The organism is Billgrantia antri, assembly GCF_019430905.1.
Lineage (GTDB): Bacteria > Pseudomonadota > Gammaproteobacteria > Pseudomonadales > Halomonadaceae > Halomonas > Halomonas antri.
Genome location: NZ_JAHYCA010000004.1, coordinates 137,569 through 163,003, shown reverse-complemented (window position 1 = coordinate 163,003; position 25,435 = coordinate 137,569). Strand labels below are relative to the sequence as shown.

Sequence of the window (25,435 nt, the reverse complement as noted above, 5' to 3'; positions counted from 1 at the left end):
GTCCCATGCACAGGTACCCGTCATGAAATACTTCGCCCTGATCGGCGCTGCCGGTTATATCGCGCCTCGCCACATGAAGGCCATCAAGGAGACCGGCAACCACCTGGCGATGGCCTACGACGTCAACGACTCGGTGGGTATCATCGATTCGATCTCGCCGGAAAGCGAGTTCTTCACCGAGTTCGAGCGCTTTCTGGAGAGCGCGTGGCAGCGCAAGCGCGATCCTTATACGGCGCTCGACTACGTCTCGGTGTGCTCGCCCAATCACCTTCACCATGCCCATATCGCCGCCGGCCTACGGCTGGGCTGCAACGTGATCTGCGAGAAGCCGCTGGTGCCGACGCCGGCGCTGCTCGATGAGCTCGGCAAGGTCGAGCAGGAGACCGGACGCCGCGTGTTCAACATACTGCAGCTGCGTCATCACCCGGCCATCGTCGAGCTCAAGGAGCGCGTGGCCGGCACACCGCGGGACGACAAGTACGACGTCGAACTCACCTACATCACCTCGCGCGGCAAGTGGTATCACGAGAGCTGGAAGGGAGACCCGCGCAAATCCTACGGCGTGGCGACCAACATCGGCGTGCACTTCTTCGACATGCTGCACTTCGTGTTCGGCGATCTGGAGCGCAACGTCGTTCACTACCTCGACGACCATCGCGCTGCGGGCTATCTCGAGTACCAGAAGGCGCGAGTGCGCTGGTTCCTGTCGATCGACAGCAACGACCTGCCGAGCAGCGTGCAGGGCCAGCAGACCACTTACCGCTCAATTCTGTGCGAAGGCCGTGAGATCGAGTTCTCCGGAGGCTTCACCGATCTGCATACGGTCTCCTACCAGGAGATTCTGGCCGGGCGCGGCTTTGGGCTCGACAGTGCGCGTCACTGTATCGAGACCGTCGATACGATTCGCAACGCGTCGTTGGAAATCCCCGCCCGCAACGAGGCACACCCCTGCCTCAAGCGGCACCTGATGTGAGGTTCGCCATGGATAGCCAACCGCACGACCACCGGTATCCCGGTGTACAGATTCACCCCAGCGCCATCGTCGACGCCGGTGCCGAGATCGGCGAAGCGTCCCGTGTATGGCACTTCGTCCATGTCTGCGGCGGTGCTCGCATAGGCCGTGGCGTTTCGCTGGGGCAGAACGTCTTCGTCGGCAACCGGGCCGTCATCGGCGATCACTGCAAGGTGCAGAACAACGTCTCGGTGTACGACAACGTGACGCTCGAGACGGGGGTCTTCTGCGGCCCCAGCATGGTCTTCACCAACGTCTACAATCCGCGTTCGCTGGTCGAGCGCAAGGACGAGTACCGCGACACCCTGGTGCGCGAGGGAGCGACGCTCGGCGCCAATTGCACCATCGTCTGCGGCGTGACCGTGGGGCGCCATGCGTTCATCGGTGCCGGTGCGGTGGTCAACCGCGATGTGCCCGATTTCGCTCTCATGCTAGGTGTGCCCGCCCGCCAGCAGGGCTGGATGAGCCGCCATGGAGAACGTCTCGAGCTGCCGTTGGAGGGCGAAGGCGAAGTGATCTGCCCGCACACCGGCGATCGCTATCGGCTCGAGGGTAAAAGCCTCCGCTGCATCCCGGCGCAGGAAGCGCCGACCGCCGACAAGGACAGTCATCGTATGGAGTTCATCGACCTCAAGGCCCAGCAGGTGCGCATTCGCGAACGTATCAATGCCGGCATCCGCAGCGTGCTGGAGCATGGCAAGTACATCCTCGGCCCCGAAGTGGAGGAGCTCGAGGCGCGCCTGGCCGAGTACGTCGGCGTACGCCACTGCATAACCTGTGCCAATGGCACCGATGCACTGCAGATCGCCCAGATGGCGCTAGGCATCGCGCCCGGCGACGAGGTGATCACGCCGGGGTTCACCTATATCGCCACCGCCGAGACGGTGGCGCTGCTGGGTGCGCGACCGGTATACGTCGATGTCGATCCGCGCACCTATCTGATCGATCCGGAAAAGCTGGAAGCCGCGATCACGCCGCGCACTCGCGCGATCATTCCGGTATCGCTGTATGGCCAGTGCGCCGACATGGACGCCATCAACGCGATAGCCGCACGTCACGGTATCCCGGTGATCGAGGATGCCGCCCAGAGCTTCGGCGCCACCTATCGCGGCCGGCGTTCGTGCAGCCTGTCGCAGATCGCCACGACATCGTTCTTCCCCAGCAAGCCGCTGGGATGCTATGGCGACGGTGGTGCGTTGTTCACCGACGATGACGAACTGGCCAAGGTGCTGCGCCAGATCGCCCGTCACGGCCAGGGGCGGCGCTACTACCATGTCCGGATCGGCGTCAACAGCCGCCTCGATACCCTGCAGGCGGCGATATTGCTGCCCAAGCTCGACATCCTCGACGAGGAACTGAGGCTGCGCGAGCAGGTCGCCGAACGCTACGGCCGCTTGCTGCGTGCGCACGGTTTTGCGACGCCTCATGTCGAGCCTCACAACACCAGCGCCTACGCCCAGTACACCGTGGAAGTGGATGACCGTGAGGTGGTGATTGCGCGACTGGCCGAGGCCGGCATTCCTACCGCCGTGCACTATCCAATACCGCTTAACAGGCAGCCGGCGGTGGCCGATCCGGGGGTCGACCTGCCGATCGGTAATGCGGCCTCGCGTCGCGTGGTCAGCCTGCCGATGCACCCGTACCTCTCCCCAGAGGATCAGGAGCGCATCGTCACGGCACTCGGCGACGCAGTGGCCTGAGCCGGACGCCAAGGAGGGACATGTGCTGAATCGGCTCGTCATACCGGCAAGACGCCTGCTACCGACCCACACCTTCGCCCGCGGTGTCAGCGTGCTGGTGGGCGGTACGGCGGGAGCTCAGCTGCTGGCCATCGCCGCGGCGCCGCTGTTGACCCGGCTGTATGCGCCGGAGGACTTCGGCCTGCTGGCGGTATATGGCGGCCTGCTGGCGCTGTTCACCGTGGTGGCCAGCGGTCGCTATCAACTGGCGATCCCGCTCCCCGAGACGCAGCGTGAGGCGGCCGAGGTGCTGGCGCTGAGCCTGGCGGTCGTGGCCATGACCACGCTGCTGGCATTGTTGTTGGTGCTGCTGGGAGGAAAGGCGCTGGCCGAGGCGCTGGGCGTGCCCTCGCTGAACCGCTGGCTGTGGTTGCTGCCGCTGGGCGTGGCCTTTGCCGGTGGCTATCAGGCGGTCAGCCATTGGGCGGTGCGCACGCGTGCCTTCTCCGCGCTGGCCTCGACACGGATCAAGCAGTCGCTGGCGCTACTGGCGATCCAACTCGTGGCGAGCCCGCTGGGCGGCGGTGGCCTGCTGCTCGGTCATGCCGCGGGCCAGGGCGCCGGGACGTTGACGCTGGCGCGTCCGGCAGTGAGCGCCATCGGTGAGCATCGGGTCACGGCGGCGGGAATGTGGGCGGCGGCGTGCCGCTATCGCAAGTTCCCGCTGCTCTCGTCCTGGTCGGGGCTCTTCAATACCCTGGGCAAGCAGCTCCCGCCGCTGCTCTTCGCCGCGCTGTTCAGCCCCGTGGCCGCCGGGCTCTATGCCCTGGCGCATCGTGTGCTGGCGATGCCCATGACACTCATCGGTGAAGCCGTGGGCAAGGTGTTCTTCGCCAGCGCCGCCGAGGCGCACCGACAAGGGGAGTTGGGCCAACTGGTGGCCAGGGTGCACGCCATACTGGCGCAGCTGGCAATACCGCCGGTGCTCATTCTCATAGCGGTCGGCCCGGACCTGTTCGCCCTGGTTTTCGGCGAACGCTGGCGCGAGGCCGGTGAGTTCGCCCGCTGGATGGCGCCCTGGCTCTACCTGGTATTCATCACCTCGCCGTTGAGCCATCTGTTTTCGGTGTTGGAGCGTCAAGGCCAGGGGCTGATCTTTCAGTCGCTGTTGCTCGGCGTTCGCGTGGCGGCCATTGCCATTGGTGCCCTGCGGGACGACCTGCTGCTGACAGTGGCGCTGTTCTCGCTGGGCAGCGCCGCTTGCTGGACCGGCTTTCTGGTCTGGATTGCCCGCCTGACCGACAACCCGCCGCGGGTCCTGGCGACGGCCACCCTTACGGCGCTGGGCTGGGGGGTGGCGCTGCTGGCGCCGCTGCTGGCCGCCAGCTGGCTGGCACCCGTGTGGCTGCCATGGAGTGCTGCGCTGCTGCTCAGCGCCGTGCTGCTGGGGGTGCGCTATGTCTTTCTGCTTCGAAGGGCCTACCAATGAGTTCCATCCATTGTCACTTTAGCTCCTCACGCTGGCAGATGCATGAGCTGCCCGACGGGCGTGGCCATGTCTGCGGCAGTGTCTGGCTCGATGGCCAGCGTCTCGCGTCCGAGGACGCGCTGGCACGGCTTGAGCCGGTCGAAGACCACGATATTTGGCAGCAGCGTCTGGCGCATCTCAACGGGTTCTACGCCCTGGTGCGGCAGACGACGAGCGGTGTGGTGGCTGCGGTGGATCGCGTGCGCTCGATTCCGTTGTTCTATGGCATTCAGGGAAACGCGTGTTATCTCAGCGACGATGCCGATTGGGTCCGGCAGCGGGTCGGTGAGGTGTCGGTCGACGACGAGGCCAAGGCCGATTTCGAGCTGGCCGGCTATGTCACCGGTCGCGACACGCTGTTTCGCCGTGTCAAGCAGCTGCGTGCCGGCGAGGCGCTTGTGGTCAGCGATGCCGAGTCGGCCGTGAGCCTGTCGCTGGCACGCTATTACCGCTTTCAGGATCACGTCATGCCGACTCAGGACGACGGCCTTGGCCAGGCCCGTCTCGAGGAGGGAGTCGAGGCGGCGTGCCAACGCTTGGTCGAGGCGGCCAACGGGCGTCAGATCGTGGTGCCGCTCAGCGGTGGTTACGACTCGCGCTTGATCGCTACGCTGCTGGCGCGCTGCCGCTACCCGCGCGTACTGACCTATGCCTATGGTTATCGCGACAACCAGGAGGCCAAGGTGAGCCGAGAGGTGGCACGTGCTCTTGGGCTGCCATGGACCTTCGTCGAGTACAGTCAGCAGGCGTGGGGGCGTGTTGCCGACAGCGAGCCGTACTGGCGCTACCAGCAATGGGCTTCGGGCTGGAACGGTATCGCCAACATGCAGGACTGGCTTGCGGTCAAGCAGCTGACGGAGCAGGGGCTGGTCGAGCCGGGTTCGCTGTTCGCCCCCGGTCACTGCTGCGTGACCGGTTTCGTGCCACCCGACGTATTCGAGGCCCGACGGGCAGGCCGCCTGATGCCGGCGGGCGAGCTGGGTGAGGCGCTGCGTCAGCGTCACTTCATGCTCAATACCAGCGAGGAGGGCGAGGCGCTGTTTGCGGAGCGCGTGCTGCCGCGACTGGCCATGGATTACCCCTTGGACGTGCCCCTCGAGCCGGATGAGTTCATTCGCTGGTTCGTGCAGTTTGGCTGGCAGGAGCGCCAGGCCAAGTTCATCGTCAATTCGGTTCGCTGTTTCGAGTTCTTCGGCCACGACTGGTGGATGCCGCTCTATGACCGTGACTTCATGTACGTCTGGCAATCGTTGCCGCTCCACTGGTTGGAGGGGCGTGCCGGCTACGTCGACTTCGTCGAGACCCTGTTCGCCGAGGTCAGCGGCCATCGGGCGCCGCTGGGCAACGCCGCGCAGCAGTCCCGTCGGAGCCTGCGCGCTCGTCTGAGCCGCCTGGCAGCCCTGCGCCGTGGCCCAGGGGCACACCTGAAGCGCATGGTAGCGCGCTTGCTGCCGGGCCTGGCGCAGGGCAACACCCTGGCATCCACCGGGCGTTTCCCTCCCGAGGCCCTCGAGCGCCTTCGCTCACAAGGCTATTCGCACAACGGCGTTGCGGCACAACTGTTCCTCGAGAGGTTCTGCTGATGTCGTTTCACACACCGCACCGATATGTCCGGGTCGTCTTCGAGGCGGCCGCGCTGATTGCCCGTAATCTGCGTCGAGCTCGGGGGTTCACCACCGTGCCGTTGCGGCACCACGATGGCTACCGCTTATGTGCCATGCGGCCTCCTCATTTGGCCGGTGCCCTGTCGCTGTATGCCGAACTGCACGAGGGCCGCACGCTGGACCTACCCCGGCGCTGGCTCTATCGCCTGGCGGGGAATCGCCTCGGTGTGGTTGCCCTGGACGTCAAGGGGCGCGTGGTGGGTGCCGCCTTCTATGGCTTCAGCCGCCGCGACCTGCACGAGGGGCGGGTGCATTCGAGCTTCAGCGGCGTTCACCCTGCCCATCGCGGTCGCGGGCTGGCCACCGAGCTGCGCCGCACGGCCATCCTGCACTTTCGTGCCAACGGTGTGCGTGGCTACTCCTCGCGCATCTCGGCGGACAACGTCGCCTCGCTCAAGCCCAGCCTGCGTCTCGGTTTTCGCATCGTCGACCGCTACCAGGACCCGGTCAGCGGCGAGCTGCGCTATTACCTGGTGTGTGACTTCGACGATGACTACCAGGATGACGCGACGCAGGAACCGACACCGGAACCCGAACCGCAGCCTCCGACCACGGAGACGGAAAGGAAAGCCGTACCATGACGAACGATCCCCTGTTCCATCCCGGATGGATTCGCTTCAACGAGCAACGCTGGGGGCTGACGGCCGAACCGCTGTCGTTCACGCCCGAGAAGGGTGACGGCTGGCGCCTCGAGACCGTGCTCTATCGCAACCACCAGGGCCGCCTGGTAACGCCGCCGCGCAACCCTCATCTACCCATCGACTTTCAGTGCGCCAGCGAGCGTCCCGCCTCGCGCAATCGGCGCAAGCGCCTGGCCCTGACCCGGCTGGCCGAGTACCTGCAGCAATGCGAATTCGGTGGCAGCCTCAGCCTCTCCTCGGAGGCGGACGACGTGCGGCCGTTCGAATGGGCCAACATGGCGGCGCGACCGCGCTTCACCTATCACCTGGACATCGCCACGCGCGAAGAAGCCATCGACCCCAACGCGCGCAAGAAGGCGCGCAAATGCCGCCGGCTCGGCTACGTCTGCGAGATCACTGAAGACTACCCCGCAGTGGCCGAATGCCTGGCGGGTCCGGAGGCGCGCAAGGGCTTCGATTACCGCCTCGACGCCGGCGAACTCTCGCGCCTGGCCGAACTGATGGGGCCGGAGCATTTCGTCTGCTTCCTTGCGCGCAGCTCCGAAGGCAAGGCGATGGGAACGCGGGTTTGCCTGTTCACGCCCGGCGGCCATGCCCTGGCGTGGTCGGCCGGCATGAAGACGGAGGCCATGAAGGATGGCGTCAACAATCTTGTCGCCGAAGAGGCGCTCGACTTTTTCGAGCGCCAAGGATGCACGGTCTTCGATTTCATCGGCGCCAACATCGCGCCGGTGGCGGAGATGAAAGAGGCATGGGGCGGGCGCTTGGTGTGCCATTACGCGATCAGTCAGCGAGGCATTCGTCAGCTGGCCCGTGAGGCATATGTCACGGCCCGTACATTGATGAAGAGGGAATCCAAGTGAATGACATGAGCGCACTTTACAATAGGAATTCCCCGGCGCGGCCGAACGCCTCGCTGATACCGGCCGGTGTGTCGGATCACCTGTCAGTGGTCTCGTCGGGCATCACCTCGGGTGAACCGGTGCTCGCCTGGTTGGAGCGGATCCTGCTGGAGCGCTTCGGCGTGCCGCTGCGGCTGGAGCGCGATGGCCCGGAGCGGCTCTATTTACGCCACGCCGATGCGCCGGGTCATGTCCTGTTCGACCGCTTGCAGCCGGGCTTCTACCTGGCCGGCGGAGACCTGCCGCACACTCAGTGGGACGCAACGAGCGAAGGCTACCGCGCACCGCTCGACATGCCGCTACCGGCCCCGGGGGCAGCTAGCCTGCCACGGCCGCTGGTGGAGCCGGTCGCGGATGGGTTGGCGATCCATTACGACATCCTCGGCCTGACCTACTGGATGCTGTCGCGGCAGGAGGAGGTCGATCCGCAAGTCCTCGATCGACACTGTCGCTTTCCCGCCAGCGCTTCCCATGCCGGTCGGTACGGCTATCTGGAGCGACCCGTGGTCGACGAGTGGCTGGCGGTGCTGGGCCAGGCGATCCAGCGCCAGTGGCCGTGGGTAGTACTGCGCCAGCACGAGTTCACCCAGCGCCCGACCCACGACGTCGACCGCCCCAGTCGCTACGGCTTTGCCCGCGATGTCAAGCTGGCCCGGGCCATGCTGGGCGATGCCTTGCTACACCATCGCCCCCAGGCGCTGGTAGTAGGCCCCTGGGTTCGCCTGAGCACCCGTCGTCGGCTGCACCCGCTGGACCCGCTGAATACCTTCGACTGGCTGATGGATGTCTCCGAGCGCTATGGATTGACCAGCGCCTTCTACTTCATCTGCGGCCGCACTGACCCTCGCAAGGATGCCGACTACGAACCGGAACATCCGGCCATGCGCGATCTCATGCGACGCATGCATGAGCGCGGCCATGAGATCGGCCTGCACCCCAGCTACCACACCTTCCGCAATCCCAAGGAGTTGGCCAACGAAGCCGTGCGCTTGCGCCGGGTTTGTGCCGAGGAGGGGATCGAGCAGGCGCAGTGGGGCGGACGGATGCACTATCTGCGCTGGCAGATGCCGCTGACGCTGCAGGGATACGTCCAGGCCGGGCTGGATTACGACACCACGCTGGGATACGCCGAAGCGCCGGGCTTCCGCTGTGGCACCTGCTTCGACTATCCCGCGTTCGACCCGGTCAAGGGCGAGCCATTGGCGCTGCGTATCCGGCCGTTGATTGCCATGGAGGCGTCAGTGATCTCGCCGCTCTACCTCGGGCTCGGCACCGGAGAGGAGGCCTTCGCATGCTTCAGCAGGCTCAAGGCGCGCTGTCGCACCATGGGCGGTACCTTCACTCTGCTGTGGCACAACTCGGAACTGACGACAAGTGCCCAGCGCGAGCTCTACGAGCGCGTGCTGGCCGACTGAGCGACGCAGGAGTCTCGCATGGTCCTGTCCGGTGATGCGCTGACGACGCGCGCTTCTGCCATCGGCTTCTTCGTGCTCTTTCCGGGCTTCATCCTCTACCACACCCTGGTGGCGATGGGGATGATCCCGGCGGTGCTGGGCGGCCTGTTCGGGGTGGTGTCGGTGCTGATGTTCATCGTCTACTGCGCGCTACTGCCGTCCCAGCTGTTCGTCCTGTCGTCCGCTACCCGCGGCTATGCGCTGGTGACGCTGAGCTTCTTTGTCTATGTGCTGCTGTGGTCGGCGGTCAACTACGGCCTGACCGGAGGCAGCGTGATGCAGGCGGCACTGGTCCAGACCGTCGAGACCCTGGTCCTGTGGCTGGTGCTGTTCTTGCTGGGCTATCGCGTGCCGCTCGACTCGCCGCGGCTGGCGCGCGCCTTCTGGATCGCCTTCGTGCTCATCGCCGGCTACCTGGCGTTGCATGTGGCCACCACCGGTCAGTGGATGTTCTTCGCCCGGCGCATGATCGAGGCCGAAGCCGAGGTAGGAGACAGTGTCTCTACCTATCAAGGCTACGCCCGCAGCGCCCTGGTGCTACTGGTGTTTCTGATCGCCGTCAGTGAACGGGCCGTGGTCCGTGCTGCGCTGATTGTGGTCGGCGCGTTCGTCATGTTCGTGCTGGGGGCGCGCTCGGAACTCTACGCCTTCCTGGCGCTCTCGGCGCTGCTGCTGATGCTGTGGGCAGGCATGAGCGTCAAGTACATGCTGACGCTGCTGGCAGTCGTCGGGGTGCTCATGGCGCTGGTGGTGAGTCAGTTCGAGGCCCTGTCGGGCAGCCGACAATTGCAGATCTTCGACCTGTCGGGAACCAGCTCCTGGCTGGCGCGCCAGAACCTCGGGCAGCGAGCCGTGGAGCAAATTCTTACCAGCCCGGTGTTGGGCCGCTTCGGCGGGCATATCGCCTCGGCAGAGGTCACCGGAGGCTATGCCCACAGCATGTTGTCGGCCTGGGTCAACTACGGGCTGCTGGGTTTCACCCTCTATGTCGGCTTGACACTCTCCGCCTTCGCTGCCGCCGCCTATCGCTTGCTTTTCCTCGGCGACCGCGGCGCCGGCTGGGTGTTCGCCTTCTCACTAAATTTTGTCTGCCTGCTGCTGATGGTGCTGGCCAAGCCGGTGTTCTGGCCGCTGCCGGCGCTTGGCTGGGGCGCCTATGCCAATGCCCTCGTCGCCTCCGGCAGGGAGCGCGACACCTCTGATACGCGGCCGGTCGAGACGGCCGGTCATCACCGCGACGAAACGGGGCAGCATGACGCTGCAAGGAACCTACAAGGACGCAACGATAATGAAAGTGGCACACCTGACCTCCGCTCATCCGCGCTATGACACTCGGATCTTCCACAAGCAGTGCCGGTCGCTGGCCGCCGGTGGCTATTCGGTGACGCTGGTCGTCGCCGATGGTGAGGGAGACGAGGAGCGTGATGGGGTCGCCATCGTCGATGTCGGGCAACTGCCCGGGCGCCTCAACCGTGTCGTGAAGACCACGCGTCGCGTCTTCGAGCAGGCCAGGCATCTAGATGCCGATCTCTATCACCTGCACGACCCCGAGCTGATGCCGGTGGGGCGTCGTCTCAAGCGTCTGGGCAAGCGTGTGGTCTACGACGCCCATGAGGATCTGCCGCGCCAGATGCTGGCCAAGCACTATCTCGGCAAGCTCACGCGGCAGGTGCTGTCCCGCGCTGTCGAGACGTACCAGCGGCAAGCCTGTCGCCAGTTCGATGCCATCGTGGCGGCAACACCTCACATTCGTGATCGCTTCAACGAGTTCCACCCCCAGGTGGTGGACGTCAACAACTTTCCGATGCTCGGCGAGCTGGACGGTGCGCCCGACGCTCGCTTGAGTGCCAGCCCGGGCGAGTCGCTGTCGGTGTGTTATGTCGGCGGCATCGCCGAGGTACGCGGCATCCGCGAGGTCATCCGAGCGATGGAAAAGGTCGAGCAGGGGTGCCGGCTGCAGCTCGCCGGCGACTTCAAGACGCTGGCCCTGGAACAGGAGGTGATGACCTATGCCGGCTGGGCGCAGGTCGAGGCACACGGCTATCTCGATCGCGCCGGCGTGCGTCGGGTCATGGCCAGCTCGGTCGCCGGCTTGGTCACGCTGCACCCGATCGTCAACTACCTCGATGCGCTACCGGTGAAGATGTTCGAGTACATGAGTGCGGGACTGCCGGTGATCGCATCGGACTTCCCGCTATGGCGAGAGATCGTGGAAGGCAGCGACTGCGGGCTGTGCGTCGATCCCCTCGACCCCGACGCAATCGCCGGGGCGATCAACTATATCGTGAGCCATCCCGAACGTGCCCGTGAGATGGGCAGGAATGGCCAGCGGGCCGTGGTCGAGCGTTACAACTGGCAGCAGGAGGAACGCAAGCTGCTGGACACTTACCGCGCCCTTGCCCGCTGACCGAGGACCTCATGAGACACGTCTGGATCCTGAATCACTATGCCAAGCACCCCGATGCGGCCGGCGGGGCACGTCACTATCAGCTTGCCCGTCACCTGCCGGCACATGGCTGGAAAGCCACGCTGATCGCTTCCAGCGTCGACCATCCCAGCGGTGAGCAGCGCCTGACGAAGGACGAATCGTGGCGGCTGGAGACCATCGACGGGGTGAACTTCCTGTGGCTGCGGACCTCGAGCTACCGCGGCAACGGCGGTGGGCGCATGAAGAACATGCTGGAGTATGCCTGCCAGGCGCTGCGGCCGACGCGCCTGGCCGGGCTCGAGCGACCCGACTTGATCGTTGGCTCGAGCGTGCATCCTTTCGCTGCCTTGGCCGGATGGTGGCTGGCGCGTCGCCACCGCGTGCCATTCGTGTTCGAGGTGCGCGACCTGTGGCCCCAGACCCTGATCGACATGGGCCGGTTACGGGAGGGCGCAGCCATGACGCGCGCGCTGCGTGCGCTGGAAACCTTCCTCTACAGGCGTGCGCAGCGCGTGCTGACCCTGCTGCCGCGTGCGGTGGACTACATCGCTCCGCTGGGCGTGCCGGAAGAGCGGGTGGTGTGGCTCTCCAACGGCGTCGATCTGGCCGAGTTTCCCGAGCCAGGCCCGCCGGCAGAGCGCCCTCCCGAGCTGCCGCTGTCGCTGATGTACTTCGGCAGCCACGGCGAGGCCAACGGGCTTGCCGATCTGCTGGAGGCCATGGCGCTCGTCAAGGCGGACAGTCCCGCAGGCCAGGTGCCGGTGCAATTGCGCCTGATCGGCGACGGGCCGGGCAAGCAAGAACTGATGCGTCAGGCCAGCAGACTCGAGCTCGACGGTCGCTGGGTGCGCTTCGAACCGCCGGTGCCCAAGCGCGACATTCCGGCAGTGGCCCGCGAGGCGGATGCCTTCGTCATCACGGTGCGCGACCTGCCGCGGCTCTACCGCTTCGGCATCAGCATGAACAAGCTGTTCGACTACATGGCCGCGGGGCGCCCGGTGATCATCGCTTCGGCGGCGATCAACGATCCGGTTGCCGAGGCGGGAGCCGGTATCACCGTGCCGCCCGAGGATCCGCTGGCCCTGGCCGAAGCGATCAAGCGGCTGGTGGCACTGCCGACCGCGGAGCGCGCCCGCATGGGACAGGCGGGCCGGGCGCATGTGGAAGCCGTCTACGACTACCGAATCCTGGCCGAGCGGCTGGCCGGCATCATGAACGACGTCATGGATGAGAAGCAATGAAGCGACTGTTCGACATCGTGGTTTCCCTGGTGGCGCTGCTGCTGCTCGCGCCGCTGCTCCTTACGCTGGCGCTGCTGGTGCGCCTGAGGCTTGGCTCGCCGGTGCTGTTTCGCCAGACCAGACCTGGGCTCCATGGCCAGGCCTTCGAGATGATCAAGTTCCGCACCATGCGCGATGCCGTCGATCGCGACGGCAAACCGCTACCCGATGCGGAGCGCCTGACCCCATTGGGCCAGCGGCTACGCGCCAGCAGCCTCGACGAACTGCCGGAGCTGTGGAACGTGCTCAAGGGCGACATGAGCCTGGTCGGTCCACGGCCCTTGTTGATGGAATACCTGCCGCTCTACACGACTCGCCAGGCCCGGCGTCACGAGGTGCGCCCGGGTGTGACCGGCTGGGCCCAGGTCAACGGCCGCAATGCGCTCTCCTGGGAGCAGAAGTTCGAGCTCGACGTGTGGTATGTCGACCACCGCTCGCTGTGGCTCGACCTGCGTATCCTGCTGCTGACGGTGAAGAAGGTGCTGGTTCGCGATGGAATCGCCCATGACGGTGATGTCGCCATGCCGAGATTCCGTGGAGGTCATCATGAGTAATCGCCGTCGTCTCGCCATTCTTGGGGCCAGCGGCCACGGCAAGGTGGTCGCGGACATTGCCATCCAGGCCGGTTGGCAGGATCTGGTCTTCTACGACGATGCCTGGCCGGACAAGACCCGGCATGAGCACTGGGAGGTGAAAGGCACGCTGCCGATGCTGCTCAACGAGCTGTCTCGCTTCGAGGGCGTGGTGGTGGCCATCGGCCACAACGCGGTGCGCGAGGCCAAGCTCGAGGCCTTGCTGTCGCAGGGTGCCAGGATCGTCTCGCTGGTGCATCCGCGTGCCACCATCAGCCCGATGGCCCGTCTCGCACCGGGCTGCGTGGTCATGGCCGGCGCCATCATCAATGCCTTTGCCGAGCTCGGCATGGGCTCCATCGTCAACACGGCCGCCACCGTCGATCATGACTGCCGGCTGGGGGCCTGCGTACACGTGGCGCCGGGCGCCAACGTGGCCGGTGACGTGGAGATCGGCCGTACCAGTTGGGTCGGTGCCGGTGCCGTGGTGCGCCAGGGCGTGGCCATCGGCGAGGCCGTGATGGTCGGTGCCGGGGCGGCCGTGGTCTCCGATATCGATGGCAACCTTGTCGTCGCCGGCGTGCCGGCACGCCCGCTGGCGTCGGCTCAGGGTGACGACGACACGCTTCCCAGTGGGTCGAACGTGCTGCGCTTCGAGCCGCTTTCACCGCAAGGAAGAACCTGATGCTCAACGGACCCTTTTCTCCCTGGCCCGACTACACCCGCGAAGAGGCGGACGCGGTGACTCGCGTGCTGCTTTCCAATCGGGTCAACTACTGGACCGGTGAAGAGTGCCGCCAGTTCGAGCGTGAATTTGCCCGCTTTGCCGAGAGCGAATTCGCCATTGCCGTGGCCAATGGCACCGTCGCCCTGGACCTCGCCCTGCGCGGTCTTGGCATCGGAGAGGACCCGGGCGACGAGGTGATCGTCACGTCGCGTACTTTCCTGGCCTCGGCCTCGAGCATCGTCACCTCCGGCGCCAAGCCGGTCTTCGCCGATGTCGACCGTGACTCGCAGAACGTAACCGCCGCGAGCGTTGCCGAGAAGATCACGCCGCGCACCCGGGCGATCGTCGCCGTGCACCTCGCCGGCTGGCCCTGCGAGATGGATGCACTCATGGCGCTGGCCGAGCACCATGGGCTCTACGTGATCGAGGACTGCGCCCAGGCGCATGGGGCGCGCTACCGCGGCAAAAGCGTGGGCAGCATCGGTCATGTCGGCTGCTGGTCGTTCTGCCAGGACAAGATCATGACTACCGGCGGCGAAGGGGGGATGGTCACGACCAGCGACCCTAAGCTGTGGCGTCGTATGTGGGCGTTCAAGGATCACGGCAAGAGCTGGGAGGCGGTCTACGAGCGCGAGCATCCACCAGGCTTCCGCTGGCTGCATGAGAGTTTCGGCACCAATTGGCGGCTTACCGAGATGCAGGCCGCCATCGGGCGCATCCAGCTCGAGCGAATGCCGCGCTGGAAGGCTGCGCGGCAGGCCAATGCGCAGCGAATCTGGCAGGCAGCTGCCGGTTGCCCCGGCCTGCGCGTGCCCGAGGTGCCGCCGCACTGCGACCACGCCGCCTACAAGTGCTATGTCTTCGTCGAACCTGAGCGGCTGGCGGCAGACTGGGATCGCGATCGCATCATGGCCGCGATCAATGCCGCCGGGGTGCCGTGCTTTACCGGCTCCTGCTCGGAGGTGTACCGCGAGAAAGCTTTCGAGGGCACCGGCTGGCGACCCGCAGCACCGCTTCCCGTTGCCCGCGAGTTGGGCGAGACCAGCCTTATGTTCCTCTGTCACCCGACGCTGACCGAGGATGAGATCGCGCGTACCTGTGCGGTACTCGAAGAGATCATGGCGCAGGCCGGCGCCTGACGCCAGGAATCAGGCGGGCGCGTCGGCGCCCGCGGTCATGGAGAGACGATATGCGAAACCTGCTCCAATCCCTGTTCCGCCTGCCCAGACGGCAGAAACGCACCATCCAGCTGGTGGTCGACTGTGTGCTGATCGCCACCAGCTTTCTGTTGGCCATGCTGCTGCGCCTGGAGAGCTGGGCGCCGCTGGCCGAAGCACAGACCTGGATGGCCCTGGTGGTGATGATTCCGCTGAGCCTGGCGATCTACGTGCGGCTCGGCTTCTATCGTGCGGTGATCCGCTATCTGGGGCCGAAGGCGATACGTGCCGTGGTCATCGGTGTGGTGGTGTCGGCACTTTCGCTGCCGCTGGCCAGCTATCTCTTCGCGCTGGGCATTCCACGCAGCGTCCCTTTCATCTACGCCATGCTGGCATTGCTCACCATCGGCGGGGTGCGCTTCGGACTTCGTGCCATTTACCTGCGCAGTCAGATCCGTCACAAGCCGCGCGTGGTGATCTACGGTGCCGGGGCGGCTGGCCGACAGCTGGCGGTATCGCTCAGCCACGGCGAGGAGTACCTGCCGCTTGCCTTCGTCGACGATGCGGTGAGCCTGCAGAACACCTATATCGAGGGACTCAAGGTCTACCCGCCACGCCAGCTCGGCTACCTGGCCGATACCTATGGCGCCGAGCGCGTGCTGCTGGCCATGCCCAGCGTCAACCGGGCTCGGCGGCGCGAAATCCTTGCCGAGCTTGAGCCGCAGGGCTTCCCGGTACAGACCATTCCCGGCGTGGTCGATGTGGTGACCGGTCGCGCCAGGATCAGCGAGGTCCGCGACGTGGCGGTGGAGGATCTGCTCGGGCGCGATCCGGTGCCCGCCAATCCCACGCTGATGGAAGCCAACATTCGCGACAAGGTGGTGCTGGTCACGGGGGCAGGAGGCTCCATCGGCTCCGAACTGTGCCGTCAGCTGCTGCGCCATGGCCCCAGGCGGTTGCTGCTGCTGGAGATTTCCGAGTTCGCCCTCTATCGCATCGAGCAGGAGCTGCGCCGCGTCGCCAAGGACGAGGGGCTGGAGGTGGGCATCGAAGCGTTGCTCGGTTCGGTGCAGCATCGCAAGCGGTTGACCACCATGATGAAGGCTTTCGAGGTGCAGACCGTCTACCATGCGGCGGCGTACAAGCACGTGCCGATGGTCGAGCACAACGTGGTCGAGGGGGTACAGAACAATGTCTTTGGCACGCTCTCGACCGCCCGTGCGGCAATGGAGGCCGGGGTCGAGAGCTTCGTGCTGGTGTCCACCGACAAGGCGGTGCGGCCGACCAACGTGATGGGCACCACCAAGCGCTTGGCCGAACTCATCTGCCAGGCCTTCGCCAAGCATCAGGACACCACTCGCTTTTGCATGGTGCGCTTCGGCAATGTGCTGGGCTCCAGCGGCTCGGTAGTGCCGCTGTTTCGTGAACAGATCCAGGCGGGTGGGCCGATCACCGTGACCCACCCGGACATCACCCGCTTTTTCATGACCATCCCCGAGGCGGCCCAGTTGGTCATCCAGGCTGGCGCCATGGCGCGGGGCGGGGACGTCTTCGTTCTTGACATGGGCGAACCCGTGCGCATCGCCGATCTGGCGCGACAGATGGTTCGGCTATCGGGGCTGAAGGTTCGCGACGAACATAACCCCGATGGCGACATCGCCATCGCCTATAGCGGCCTACGACCGGGGGAGAAGCTCTATGAGGAGCTGCTGGTGGGCGACGACGTCGCGGCGACCTCGCACCCGCGCATCATGACGGCCCAGGAGGTGCTGTGGGAGTGGCCGCGGCTCGAAGGCTTGCTCGATCGATTGTTCGAGGCCTGTCGCCACTTTCAGCACGACGACATTCGGCAACTGCTGCTGGAGGCGCCGACGGCGTATCGCCCGGAGGGTGAAATCGTCGACCTGGTGTGGCAGGAGAAGCGCCGCCGCGAAGCGCCACCGATGGCCTCCAACGTGGCCGTGATGCCGCTGCGGCCAGTGCTGGAACGGCACAAGTAGCTGTCGCGGCGATCGCCTTGTCGGCCCGGGACGGCCGCCAGCCGGTCTCATCGCAACCGATGCATCGCCTAGCGATTTGATTGCCCTAGAGAGTGCATCACGGCCCACGGTCGTGGCACCGTTCATGGAGAAGAGAACATGTGTGGCATCGTAGCTGCAGTGGGGGCGGACAACGTCCTGCCCATTCTGATGGAAGGCCTCAAGCGCCTCGAATACCGGGGTTATGATTCGGCCGGTGTCGCCCTGGTGGAGGCACCCGGCAAGCTAGGCCGTGCCCGTGAGGTGGGCAAGGTCGCGGCGCTGGAGCAACTGCTGTCGACGTCACCTTTGACGGGCATGACGGGAGTGGCCCATACCCGCTGGGCGACACACGGCGAGCCCAGCCAGGACAATGCTCATCCTCACGTGTCGGGGCGCATCGCCGTCGTGCACAATGGCATCATCGAGAATCACCACTCGCTCAAGGCCGAACTTGCCGCCGACGGCTACGCCTTTACCTCCCAGACCGACACCGAGGTCGTGGCGCATCTCATCGAACGTGAACTGCGCGACCGGGGCGATCTGCTGCAGGCCGTCGAAGCGGTGGTTGAACGGCTCGAAGGCGCCTATGCCCTGGGCGTGATCGATGCCGAGCGGCCCGATCGCGTCGTGGGCGCGCGCCACGGCAGCCCGTTGGTGGTGGGCATCAGCGGACAGGGCTGCTACCTGGGCTCGGACCCTCTGGCCTTGCTAAAGGCAACCGATCGCTTTCTCTACCTGGAAGATGGCGATCTGGTCGAGGCCACGCGTGACGGTTGTGTCGTGTACGGCCTCGACGCCGACGGGCGGCGCGCCCCGGTGGTTCGCGAAGTGCTGCGCTATGAGCATGGCGATCAGGCGGTCGGCAAGGGTGAGTTCGAGCACTACATGCTCAAGGAGATCCATGAACAGCCGGTAGCCGTGGCCAACGCCCTGGAGGGGCGGCTGGGCAGTGACCAGGTGTTGATCGAAGCCTTTGGCCCCCAGGCCCGCCAGCTCCTGGGCAAGACCCGCCAGATCCATCTCGTCGCTTGTGGCACCAGTTACCACGCGGCCATGGTGGCCCGCTACTGGATCGAGACGCTGGCCGGCGTGCCGTGCCAAGCGGAAATTGCCTCGGAATATCGTTACCGTGACGTGGTGGCTCCCGCGGGTACGCTGCTCCTGACCCTGTCGCAATCGGGTGAAACGGCCGATACCTTGGCCGCGTTGCGTCATGCACGCAAGCGCCAGGATGAAAACTATGTCGGGGCACTGGCGATCTGCAACGTGCCAGGAAGCTCCCTGGTGCGCGAATCCGACCTCAGCCTGATGACCCATGCCGGCCCCGAGATCGGCGTGGCCTCGACCAAGGCCTATACCACCCAGTTGACCTCGTTGATGCTGGTGGCGCTGGCGCTGCGGCAGTTGCGTGGCGGCGACCGGGACCTCACCGCCAGGCTGGTGCATCGCCTGCGCTATTTGCCGACCCTGCTGGGCGACACGCTGCAACTCGATGGCGAGATCGCGGCCTTGGCCCAACGCTTCGTCGACTACCGCCATACGCTATTTCTGGGGCGTGGTGCACAGATGCCGATCGCCCTTGAGGGAGCGCTCAAGCTCAAGGAGATTTCTTACATCCATGCCGAGGCCTATCCCGCCGGGGAGCTCAAGCATGGCCCACTGGCGTTGATCGATGGCAGCATGCCGGTGGTGGCACTGGCACCGCTGGACGAGCTGATCGACAAGCTCAAGTCCAATCTCCAGGAGGTCAGGGCGCGCGGCGGTCAACTGCTGGTCTTTGCCGATCCGGAAAGCGGCCTGGAGCAGGAGGAAGGCATGACGGTGGTCAAGGTACCGGGCTGCTGCCGCTTTCTGGCTCCCATCGTCTATACCTTGCCGCTGCAGCTGCTCGCCTATCACGTGGCGGTCGCACGTGGGACCGATGTCGATCAACCGCGCAACCTGGCCAAGTCCGTCACCGTGGAGTGAGGAATCGGTTGGGGTGGGCGTCGTTTCCGCTATCATGTGAGGTATTCTTATCAAGCACGGCGTCAGGGGAGCCAGGAGGGCCGATGCCCGGGCACCGTGGACGGCAGCGTATCAACGGATGAGCCATTGCCATGATTGAAGAAAATTCTTATCGACCTCTTCCCAGGACCATGCCGCGAAGCGGGAAAGGGCTGTGCCAGGCCTGGTTGTCGGCCTTGGCCATGCTCACCCTGGGAGCGACCATGCTGGTGTTGCCGTGGCAGGGGCTGGTGCTTGTGCCAGTGCTGCTGCTGGCGGCAGCCTGGCTGGTCGGCGAGGAAGGGCAAGTCGACGCGTTTCCGCGTCGCGAGGACCTTCTCCTCGTGGTCGCTATGGGGCTGCAGGGGCTGACCTGGATCGGCATGCTCCTGCTTCATGGCGAGGGCAGCTCCGGCATGGAGAATGCCTGGCCTTTTGCGCTGGCCATGGTCACCCTGTTGGCATTTGCCAGGGCCAGGATTCGCGCTACCTGGCTCTGGGCCGGCCTGGCACTGGGCAGCCTGGCAGCGAGTGGGTGGGCCCTGTGGCAGCGCATTGCCGAGGGCACGGCGCGTGCCAACGGACATGAGCCACTGCATGCCATTCTGTTCGGCAACCTTGGGTTGTTGATGGGCTTGCTGTGTTTCGCGGGCTTGAGCTGGTCATTTGCCCGGCGCGAGCGCTGGCCCTGGTCGCTGCTACTGATCGTGGGCGGTCTGGCGGGGTTGCTGACCTCGGCACTGTCCGGTTCCCGGGGGGGGTGGATCGGCTTGCCGCTCGCCATCTGGGTGCTCTACCGTGGCCACGGTCGTCGTCTGCCGCTGGGGTGGCGGGTCACGCTCGTGGCGGCGTTGATGGCACTGCTGGGCAGTCTGTATGCCATGCCGCAGACCGGCGTGGCCACTCGGGTCGACAACGCCGTCAATAGTCTACGCCAGTACGTGGCGGGCGATGACGAGATGACATCGGTCAGCGCCCGGTTGGAAATGTGGCGGGGCTCTTCACAGCTGATACTGGAGCGCCCATTGCTGGGCTGGGGAGCCAGCGGCTACCAGGCTGCCATGCGCGAGCGCGGCGCGGAGGGGGAACAGGATCCCGCGCTGGGGCGTTTCTGGCATGCCCACAACGACATCCTCGATGCCTGGGTCAAGCGAGGTTTGCCGGGCCTGCTGGCGCTGCTGGCGCTCTATTTCACGCCGCTGTGGCTTTTTGCTCGCGGTGTCGGTGCCGGTTCGGGCGAGCAGCGGGCACTGGCGGTGGCGGGCACCTTGGTACCGGTCGCCTTTATCGACTTCGGCTTGACCTACAGTTTTCTTGCTTATCCTGTTGGCGGGTTGGTCTATGCCTTGCTGATCACGATCCTGTGGGGACTCTATCGCCAGGCTCGTTAAGCGCTCAACGGCGAGGATCGACGCTGGGCTGAACGCGGCGAAAGGTAAGGCTGATACGCAGCCCGGGGATGCGCCTTGGCAGCAAGGCGTGCTGCAGGCTCGCCTGGCAGCCTGGGCCCATCAGCAGCAGGCTGTCGTGGGGGAGCCAGATATTGAAGGGCTGGCTGCCGCCGTGCTTCCAGCGAAACCGCAACGGTCGTTCGCTGCCCAACGTGACGGCGGCGATGACGGGGGTCTCGCCGAGTTCCGGCTCGTCGTCGCTGTGCCAGCCCATGCGTTCGCCACCGTCGGCATAGCGGTTTAGCAGGACGCTGTTGAAGCCGGCGTCGATGCCCCGAGCCCTCAGCAGTGTATCGACCCGCTCGTGCAGGGCAGCGACATCCGGGTGCCAGGGCAGCGGCGTGAAGTCACGCCCCGAGTAGCGATAACGCGCTTCGGGTTCGCCCATCCATACCTGGCCCCGCGGGATCGGGTGTTCGCGGCCGTACAGTCGCAGGCGTGGACGCTGCCACTCCAGCTCCGTATCCAGCCTGGCCAGGATTTCGCTGGCTGTGGGCTCTCCCAGCACGCCTCGACAGCGATACAGCGGTGGGGTTGCCATCAAGCGCTCCCAGGTCGGCATGGCCATCGCGCTAGCGCAGTACCCGGCGTGGGTCGATCGGCTTGCCGCCAAGGCGCATGTCGAACAGCAGGTCGAAGCGTTCCGTGGCATTGCTGAAACCGACTTCACACAACGGCGTGCCGCGGCTGACACGTGCTCCGTCGTCCACCAGCAGCGTGTCGCACAGCGCATAGACGCTCTGCAGATTGCCGGCATGGTGCACGATCACCACGCGACCGAGCTGACGCATGCTGCCGGCGAAACGAACGTCACCGTCAGCGACCGCCTTGGCTCGAGCACCGCGGCTGGTAGCCAGCAGCATGGGCTGCAGCGTGCCGCGGCTGTCGGTGCCATAGGCACGGACGATACGATAATCCTCCAGGGGCCAAGGCCAGTTGCGTGCCGAGTTCGGTACTGCAGCGGAAGGCGTATTGCTGGGGCGCGCCGGGGCGCTGGCCGTGCCGGTGCCGGAGCGACGGCTGGCAGTAGGCGAGGCGGCGGCGGTCGCAGTCGAGCCGCGCAGCGGCACCTGGACGATCTGTCCGACGCGCAGGCGCGTCGGCTCGACTCCGCGGTTGGCCGATTGGATGCGCGCCGGCGTGGTGCCGAAGCGCCGCGCGATCGCCGAGAACGTATCGCCGGGTCGTATCTGGTAACGGTAGGGGCCGCCGGAAGGAGCCCGCTCCTGCTGTGTCGGGACCAGGAGCCGTTGGCCGACCGCCAGACGGTTGGGGTTGGCATCGGGATTGAAGCGTTGCAAACGGGCCAGCGGCACGTCAGCGCGTGCCGCAATGCTGCCGAGCGTGTCGCCGCGCTGTATCACGACCCAATTACCGGCGATGCCGGGGTCGCCGCTGCGGTGGACCTCGCCGCCGGGCGCGGCGCAGCCGGCGAGTGCGAGCAACGACAGCACATAGAGCAATGTCAGCGCGATTCGAGCGCCTGGTCTTTTTCCTGCCACAGGGCGTTGAGCCATGAGTGGAAGCATTCCTTGTAGTGCGGGTCGTCGTGGTAGTGACTGTCGAGCATCCAGCCCGGTACCTCGATACGGCGGGCTTCGAGCGTTATCGGTCCTTCGCGTCCACACAAGAAACCCCAGAAAGTCGGATCGGGGTTGGCATAATGCAGCGTGACATCGAGGATACCGTCGAGCTGCTCACCGAGCAGGCTCAGTACCTGAGCGACACCGCCGGCCTTGGGCCGTAGCAGATGGCGAAAGGGACTATTCTGCGCAGCGCGCTTGGCCGGGGTAAATCGTGTGCCTTCAACGAAGTTGAAGATGGCCAGCGGCATCTCGCGGGCACGCTCGCACAGGCGCTCTGTCTCCTGGCGGTCGATGTGCGCAAGGCGTGGGTTGCGCTCGATCTGCGCGCGGCTGTAGCGGCGCATGAAAGGGTACTCGAGCGCCCACCAGGCGAGTCCTACGATGGGGATCCAGATAAGCTGCTGCTTGAGGAAGAAGCGCGGCATTGGAATGCGCCGGTGCAGGACCATGAGCAGCATGAAGATGTCGGTCCAGCTGCGGTGGTTGGAGATTACCAGCCAGCGCTGTTCGGGCGACAGCCCTGCGGGCAGGCTCACGCTTAGCTGAGGCTTCAGCCAGTGGCGCATCCACCACAGGTTGGCGCCAATCCAGTTCAGCGCCACGCCATTGAGACCGCGCAGTACGATCAACCGCAAGGGACGTGTCGGTGTTATCAGCTTGAGCAGCGTAAGAAGAATCAGGGGGACCGACCAGAATAGGGTGGTGATCACTAGTAGCAGTACGCTGACGAGCCCTTTCAGGGTCGACATTCCTGACTCCTCGAGTTGCGTCATGACACTTATCGACGAATAGCCGCACATGCTAATGGATCAGGCTCAGGCTGCCCAGCACCTGGTTTACTAGGAAGGCTCGCACAGTGTCGTCTGTAGCACTTCGAAGAGCGCACGTGCTGCGATGGAGAGTTCCTGTCCGGCACTCACCACTACGCCTACGGTGCGGCATATCTGCGGCTCGTAGAGCGGTACGCAGCGGGCGCCGAGCTCATGCATCTGTTCGCGACACAGCGTGGGCACGGCACTGACGCCCAGGCCGCTTGCCACCATGCGACCGACCGTGGCGAGCTGGTGGCTCTCGAAGGCGACCGGCAGCTCGGCATGCCGTCGAGCCAGTGTCTGTTCCAGCAGGATGCGCACCATGGAGGGGCGTTGCAGGGTAATGAAGTCGTGCGCGAGCAGCGTCTTCCAGTCGATCGAGTCGACCGTCGCCGAGGGGGAATCCGGAGGCAGGACGGCGACGAAGGTGTCGTCGAACAGCGGCAGGAAATCGATGCCCTCACGGGTTTCCGGTTCGAAGGCGATACCGAGTTCGACCTGCTGGCGGCGCACCATGTCGATCACTTCCTCGTTGATTACGTCATGCACCGTCACGTTGACCCGCGGAAAGCGTTCGCGAAAGCGGCGCAGGGCACTAGGCAGTCGATTGCAGGCGACCGATGGCATCGCCGCCAGGGCCACGCGACCGAGCTGCAGGGTAAAGCGCTGGCGCAGCAGTTCCTCGGTGTTGTCCCAGTCGGCCAGCAGGCGCTTGGCCAGTAGCAGCAGCGTCTCGCCCTCCGGGGTGAGGCGCACGCTGCGCGTGCTGCGAATCAGCAGCGGGCCGCCCAGGGTCTCCTCCAGGCCCTTGATGGCCAGACTCAGCGCCGGCTGGGAGAGATGCAGTCGCTCGCAGGCCTGGGTGAAGCTCAAGGTCTGGGCCACGGCAAGGAAGGCACGCAACTGCTTGACGGTCATGTCGCTTGGCTCATTTTATAAGTCATTCATATCAATTCATAAAAAAAACAAACTTAACAAATATATGGGGTAGGTCAACACTGTCTGCTACCGTCAATTTACCCACTTCACAACAAGACGAGGCTTTGCGATGTCCGGATTCGACAAGCGCGTGTACTCCTACGAAGAGGCAATGGCTGGCATCGAGAGCGGCATGACCGTCGTTGCCGGGGGCTTTGGCCTGTGCGGCATACCCGAAAACTTGATTGCCGAGATCAAGCGTCGTGGCGTCAAGGATCTCACCGTCATCTCCAACAACTGCGGTGTCGACGGGTTTGGTCTGGGACTGCTACTCGAAGACAAGCAGATCAAGCGCTTCTACGCCTCCTACGTGGGGGAGAATGCCCTGTTCGAGCAGCAGATGCTCAACGAAGAGATCGAAGTGATCCTGACACCGCAGGGGACGCTGGCCGAGAAGATGCGCGCCGGCGGGGCAGGTATCCCGGCTTTCTACACGGCTACGGGCTACGGCACGCCGATCGGCGAAGGCAAGGAGGTTCGCGAGTTCAACGGGCGTCACTACATCCTCGAGGAGGCGTTCCACGCCGATTTCGCCATCGTCAAAGGCTGGAAGGCCGATCGCTACGGCAACGTGGTCTACCGTGACACGGCACAGAACTTCAACCCGCTGGCCGCCACCTGCGGCAAGGTCACCGTGGTGGAGGTCGAGGAGATCGTCGAGCCGGGCGAGTTGCGCCCCGACCAGATCCATACGCCGGGCATCTATGTCGATCGCATCATCCAGGGCACCTTCGAGAAGCGTATCGAGAAGCGCACCGTACGCGAGGGCTGAGCTCCTCTCCCGTTGTTGCGCCGGCTCACGGCCGGCATCGATGAATCGCTTCTCCACCGAACACAAGAGGCAAACAAGATGGCACTGACTCGCGAACAGATGGCACAGCGCGTGGCGCAGGAATTGAAGGACGGCTTCTACGTCAACCTGGGTATCGGTATCCCGACCCTGGTGGCCAACTACGTCCCCGAGGGGATCGACGTGATGCTCCAATCGGAGAACGGCTTGCTCGGCATGGGGCGTTTCCCCACCGAGGATGAGGTCGACCCGGACATGATCAACGCCGGCAAGCAGACCGTGACGGCCCGGCCCGGTGCGGCCATCTTCCATTCGGCCGAATCCTTCGCCATGATCCGTGGCGGTCATGTCGACCTCACCGTGCTCGGCGCCTTCGAGGTCGACCAGGAGGGCAACATCGCCTCGTGGATGGTGCCTGGCAAACTGATCAAGGGCATGGGGGGTGCCATGGACCTGGTGGCCGGTGCCGAGAACATCATCTGTACCATGACCCATGCCTCCAAGCATGGCGAATCCAAGCTGCTCGAAAAATGCACCCTGCCGCTGACCGGTGCCGGCTGCATCAATCGCGTGCTTACCGATCTGGCCTATCTGGAAATCGAGAACGGTGCCTTCATCCTCAAGGAGCGCGCTCCGGGGGTCAGCGTCGAGGAAATCGTCGAGAAGACTGCCGGCAAGCTGGTCGTGCCCGACCACGTGCCGGAAATGACCTTCGACTGATAAGGGGCGGCGCCACTGCAAAAGGCCCGGGCTTAATGCCCGGGCCT

Annotated in this window: 22 protein-coding genes and 1 pseudogene; 19 read left to right on the top strand and 4 right to left on the bottom strand. The window is 65.1% G+C overall.

The window, feature by feature from the left end; translation table 11 throughout:
* The first annotated feature begins 22 nt into the window (after window positions 1-22).
* The 17 genes and pseudogenes from KPL81_RS12265 to KPL81_RS12185 all read left to right on the top strand — a co-directional run bounded on the left by KPL81_RS12265 (window position 23) and on the right by KPL81_RS12185 (window position 20,442).
* On the top strand, window positions 23-973 hold the full coding sequence (locus KPL81_RS12265; protein ID WP_219792436.1) for a Gfo/Idh/MocA family oxidoreductase: 951 nt from the start codon (window positions 23-25) through the stop codon (window positions 971-973).
* Between the two features lie 8 nt (window positions 974-981).
* Window positions 982-1,575: pseudogene (locus tag KPL81_RS12260) on the top strand (acyltransferase); the annotation flags it as partial.
* 51 nt (window positions 1,576-1,626) lie between these two features.
* Window positions 1,627-2,712, top strand: a complete 1,086-nt coding sequence (locus KPL81_RS12255; RefSeq protein ID WP_219792641.1) for a DegT/DnrJ/EryC1/StrS family aminotransferase — start codon at window positions 1,627-1,629, stop codon at window positions 2,710-2,712.
* A 22-nt stretch (window positions 2,713-2,734) separates the two neighbouring features.
* Window positions 2,735-4,180, top strand: a complete 1,446-nt coding sequence (locus KPL81_RS12250) for a lipopolysaccharide biosynthesis protein (RefSeq protein WP_219792435.1) — start codon at window positions 2,735-2,737, stop codon at window positions 4,178-4,180.
* Window positions 4,177-5,802, top strand: coding sequence for an asparagine synthase-related protein (locus KPL81_RS12245; protein ID WP_219792434.1), 1,626 nt, complete (start codon window positions 4,177-4,179; stop codon window positions 5,800-5,802). The genes KPL81_RS12250 and KPL81_RS12245 overlap by 4 nt, the downstream gene beginning before the upstream one ends.
* Window positions 5,802-6,464, top strand: coding sequence for a GNAT family N-acetyltransferase (locus KPL81_RS12240; protein WP_219792433.1), 663 nt, complete (start codon window positions 5,802-5,804; stop codon window positions 6,462-6,464). The genes KPL81_RS12245 and KPL81_RS12240 overlap by 1 nt, the downstream gene beginning before the upstream one ends.
* The gene (locus tag KPL81_RS12235; protein WP_219792432.1) at window positions 6,461-7,387 is read left to right on the top strand and encodes a GNAT family N-acetyltransferase; all 927 of its coding nucleotides are present in this window, start codon (window positions 6,461-6,463) and stop codon (window positions 7,385-7,387) included. The genes KPL81_RS12240 and KPL81_RS12235 overlap by 4 nt, the downstream gene beginning before the upstream one ends.
* A 5-nt stretch (window positions 7,388-7,392) precedes the next feature.
* Window positions 7,393-8,841, top strand: coding sequence for a polysaccharide deacetylase family protein (locus KPL81_RS12230; RefSeq protein ID WP_240549221.1), 1,449 nt, complete (start codon window positions 7,393-7,395; stop codon window positions 8,839-8,841).
* An 18-nt stretch (window positions 8,842-8,859) separates the two neighbouring features.
* Window positions 8,860-10,209 carry a hypothetical protein gene (locus KPL81_RS12225; protein WP_219792430.1) on the top strand — a complete coding sequence of 450 codons (1,350 nt, stop codon included), beginning with the start codon at window positions 8,860-8,862 and terminating at the stop codon, window positions 10,207-10,209.
* The gene (locus KPL81_RS12220) at window positions 10,169-11,287 is read left to right on the top strand and encodes a glycosyltransferase family 4 protein (protein ID WP_219792429.1); all 1,119 of its coding nucleotides are present in this window, start codon (window positions 10,169-10,171) and stop codon (window positions 11,285-11,287) included. The genes KPL81_RS12225 and KPL81_RS12220 overlap by 41 nt, the downstream gene beginning before the upstream one ends.
* A gap of 11 nt (window positions 11,288-11,298) precedes the next feature.
* Window positions 11,299-12,549, top strand: a complete 1,251-nt coding sequence (locus tag KPL81_RS12215) for a glycosyltransferase family 4 protein (RefSeq protein ID WP_219792428.1) — start codon at window positions 11,299-11,301, stop codon at window positions 12,547-12,549.
* Window positions 12,546-13,142: a sugar transferase gene (locus tag KPL81_RS12210; protein ID WP_219792427.1), complete on the top strand. Its 597-nt coding sequence runs from the start codon at window positions 12,546-12,548 to the stop codon at window positions 13,140-13,142. Before KPL81_RS12215 ends, KPL81_RS12210 begins: the two co-directional genes overlap by 4 nt.
* Window positions 13,135-13,845, top strand: coding sequence for an acetyltransferase (locus KPL81_RS12205; protein ID WP_219792426.1), 711 nt, complete (start codon window positions 13,135-13,137; stop codon window positions 13,843-13,845). The genes KPL81_RS12210 and KPL81_RS12205 overlap by 8 nt, the downstream gene beginning before the upstream one ends.
* Entirely contained in the window at window positions 13,845-15,026 is a 1,182-nt protein-coding gene (locus KPL81_RS12200; protein WP_219792425.1) for a DegT/DnrJ/EryC1/StrS family aminotransferase, read from the top strand. The genes KPL81_RS12205 and KPL81_RS12200 overlap by 1 nt, the downstream gene beginning before the upstream one ends.
* A gap of 50 nt (window positions 15,027-15,076) precedes the next feature.
* Window positions 15,077-17,044 carry a polysaccharide biosynthesis protein gene (locus KPL81_RS12195; RefSeq protein ID WP_219792424.1) on the top strand — a complete coding sequence of 656 codons (1,968 nt, stop codon included), beginning with the start codon at window positions 15,077-15,079 and terminating at the stop codon, window positions 17,042-17,044.
* A 138-nt stretch (window positions 17,045-17,182) separates the two neighbouring features.
* The gene (glmS, locus tag KPL81_RS12190) at window positions 17,183-19,033 is read left to right on the top strand and encodes a glutamine--fructose-6-phosphate transaminase (isomerizing) (protein ID WP_219792423.1); all 1,851 of its coding nucleotides are present in this window, start codon (window positions 17,183-17,185) and stop codon (window positions 19,031-19,033) included.
* A 170-nt stretch (window positions 19,034-19,203) separates the two neighbouring features.
* On the top strand, window positions 19,204-20,442 hold the full coding sequence (locus KPL81_RS12185; RefSeq protein ID WP_219792422.1) for an O-antigen ligase family protein: 1,239 nt from the start codon (window positions 19,204-19,206) through the stop codon (window positions 20,440-20,442).
* A gap of 4 nt (window positions 20,443-20,446) precedes the next feature.
* On the opposite strand, the gene KPL81_RS12180 is transcribed toward KPL81_RS12185, so the two are convergent.
* The 4 genes from KPL81_RS12180 to KPL81_RS12165 form a co-directional block, all read right to left on the bottom strand.
* Window positions 20,447-21,043: an alpha-ketoglutarate-dependent dioxygenase AlkB family protein gene (locus KPL81_RS12180; RefSeq protein WP_240549220.1), complete on the bottom strand. Its 597-nt coding sequence runs from the start codon at window positions 21,041-21,043 to the stop codon at window positions 20,447-20,449.
* Between the two features lie 31 nt (window positions 21,044-21,074).
* Window positions 21,075-22,019, bottom strand: coding sequence for a LysM peptidoglycan-binding domain-containing protein (locus KPL81_RS12175; RefSeq protein ID WP_219792420.1), 945 nt, complete (start codon window positions 22,017-22,019; stop codon window positions 21,075-21,077).
* Window positions 21,968-22,837: an acyltransferase gene (locus KPL81_RS12170; RefSeq protein WP_219792419.1), complete on the bottom strand. Its 870-nt coding sequence runs from the start codon at window positions 22,835-22,837 to the stop codon at window positions 21,968-21,970. Before KPL81_RS12170 ends, KPL81_RS12175 begins: the two co-directional genes overlap by 52 nt.
* Window positions 22,838-22,927: 90 nt before the next feature.
* Complete coding sequence (locus tag KPL81_RS12165) at window positions 22,928-23,818, bottom strand: LysR family transcriptional regulator (RefSeq protein WP_219792418.1); 891 nt, start codon at window positions 23,816-23,818, stop codon at window positions 22,928-22,930.
* Between the two features lie 130 nt (window positions 23,819-23,948).
* Between KPL81_RS12165 and KPL81_RS12160 the strand changes: the two genes are divergently transcribed.
* Window positions 23,949-24,650 (top strand): CoA transferase subunit A, encoded by a 702-nt coding sequence (locus tag KPL81_RS12160; protein ID WP_209478227.1) that lies wholly within the window; start codon window positions 23,949-23,951, stop codon window positions 24,648-24,650.
* Between the two features lie 78 nt (window positions 24,651-24,728).
* Window positions 24,729-25,388, top strand: a complete 660-nt coding sequence (locus KPL81_RS12155) for a CoA transferase subunit B (protein ID WP_219792417.1) — start codon at window positions 24,729-24,731, stop codon at window positions 25,386-25,388.
* The last annotated feature ends 47 nt before the right edge of the window (window positions 25,389-25,435 follow it).

Coding starts and splice junctions, on each gene's coding strand:
- KPL81_RS12265 (WP_219792436.1), top strand. CDS start 23: ATGAAATACTTCGCCCTGATCGGCGCTGCCGGTTATATCGCGCCTCGC.
- KPL81_RS12255 (WP_219792641.1), top strand. CDS start 1,627: ATGGAGTTCATCGACCTCAAGGCCCAGCAGGTGCGCATTCGCGAACGT.
- KPL81_RS12245 (WP_219792434.1), top strand. CDS start 4,177: ATGAGTTCCATCCATTGTCACTTTAGCTCCTCACGCTGGCAGATGCAT.
- KPL81_RS12240 (WP_219792433.1), top strand. CDS start 5,802: ATGTCGTTTCACACACCGCACCGATATGTCCGGGTCGTCTTCGAGGCG.
- KPL81_RS12235 (WP_219792432.1), top strand. CDS start 6,461: ATGACGAACGATCCCCTGTTCCATCCCGGATGGATTCGCTTCAACGAG.
- KPL81_RS12230 (WP_240549221.1), top strand. CDS start 7,393: ATGAGCGCACTTTACAATAGGAATTCCCCGGCGCGGCCGAACGCCTCG.
- KPL81_RS12225 (WP_219792430.1), top strand. CDS start 8,860: ATGGTCCTGTCCGGTGATGCGCTGACGACGCGCGCTTCTGCCATCGGC.
- KPL81_RS12220 (WP_219792429.1), top strand. CDS start 10,169: ATGAAAGTGGCACACCTGACCTCCGCTCATCCGCGCTATGACACTCGG.
- KPL81_RS12215 (WP_219792428.1), top strand. CDS start 11,299: ATGAGACACGTCTGGATCCTGAATCACTATGCCAAGCACCCCGATGCG.
- KPL81_RS12210 (WP_219792427.1), top strand. CDS start 12,546: ATGAAGCGACTGTTCGACATCGTGGTTTCCCTGGTGGCGCTGCTGCTG.
- KPL81_RS12205 (WP_219792426.1), top strand. CDS start 13,135: ATGAGTAATCGCCGTCGTCTCGCCATTCTTGGGGCCAGCGGCCACGGC.
- KPL81_RS12200 (WP_219792425.1), top strand. CDS start 13,845: ATGCTCAACGGACCCTTTTCTCCCTGGCCCGACTACACCCGCGAAGAG.
- KPL81_RS12195 (WP_219792424.1), top strand. CDS start 15,077: ATGCGAAACCTGCTCCAATCCCTGTTCCGCCTGCCCAGACGGCAGAAA.
- glmS (WP_219792423.1), top strand. CDS start 17,183: ATGTGTGGCATCGTAGCTGCAGTGGGGGCGGACAACGTCCTGCCCATT.
- KPL81_RS12185 (WP_219792422.1), top strand. CDS start 19,204: ATGCCGCGAAGCGGGAAAGGGCTGTGCCAGGCCTGGTTGTCGGCCTTG.
- KPL81_RS12180 (WP_240549220.1), bottom strand. CDS start 21,043: ATGGCAACCCCACCGCTGTATCGCTGTCGAGGCGTGCTGGGAGAGCCC.
- KPL81_RS12175 (WP_219792420.1), bottom strand. CDS start 22,019: ATGGCTCAACGCCCTGTGGCAGGAAAAAGACCAGGCGCTCGAATCGCG.
- KPL81_RS12170 (WP_219792419.1), bottom strand. CDS start 22,837: ATGTCGACCCTGAAAGGGCTCGTCAGCGTACTGCTACTAGTGATCACC.
- KPL81_RS12165 (WP_219792418.1), bottom strand. CDS start 23,818: ATGACCGTCAAGCAGTTGCGTGCCTTCCTTGCCGTGGCCCAGACCTTG.
- KPL81_RS12160 (WP_209478227.1), top strand. CDS start 23,949: ATGTCCGGATTCGACAAGCGCGTGTACTCCTACGAAGAGGCAATGGCT.
- KPL81_RS12155 (WP_219792417.1), top strand. CDS start 24,729: ATGGCACTGACTCGCGAACAGATGGCACAGCGCGTGGCGCAGGAATTG.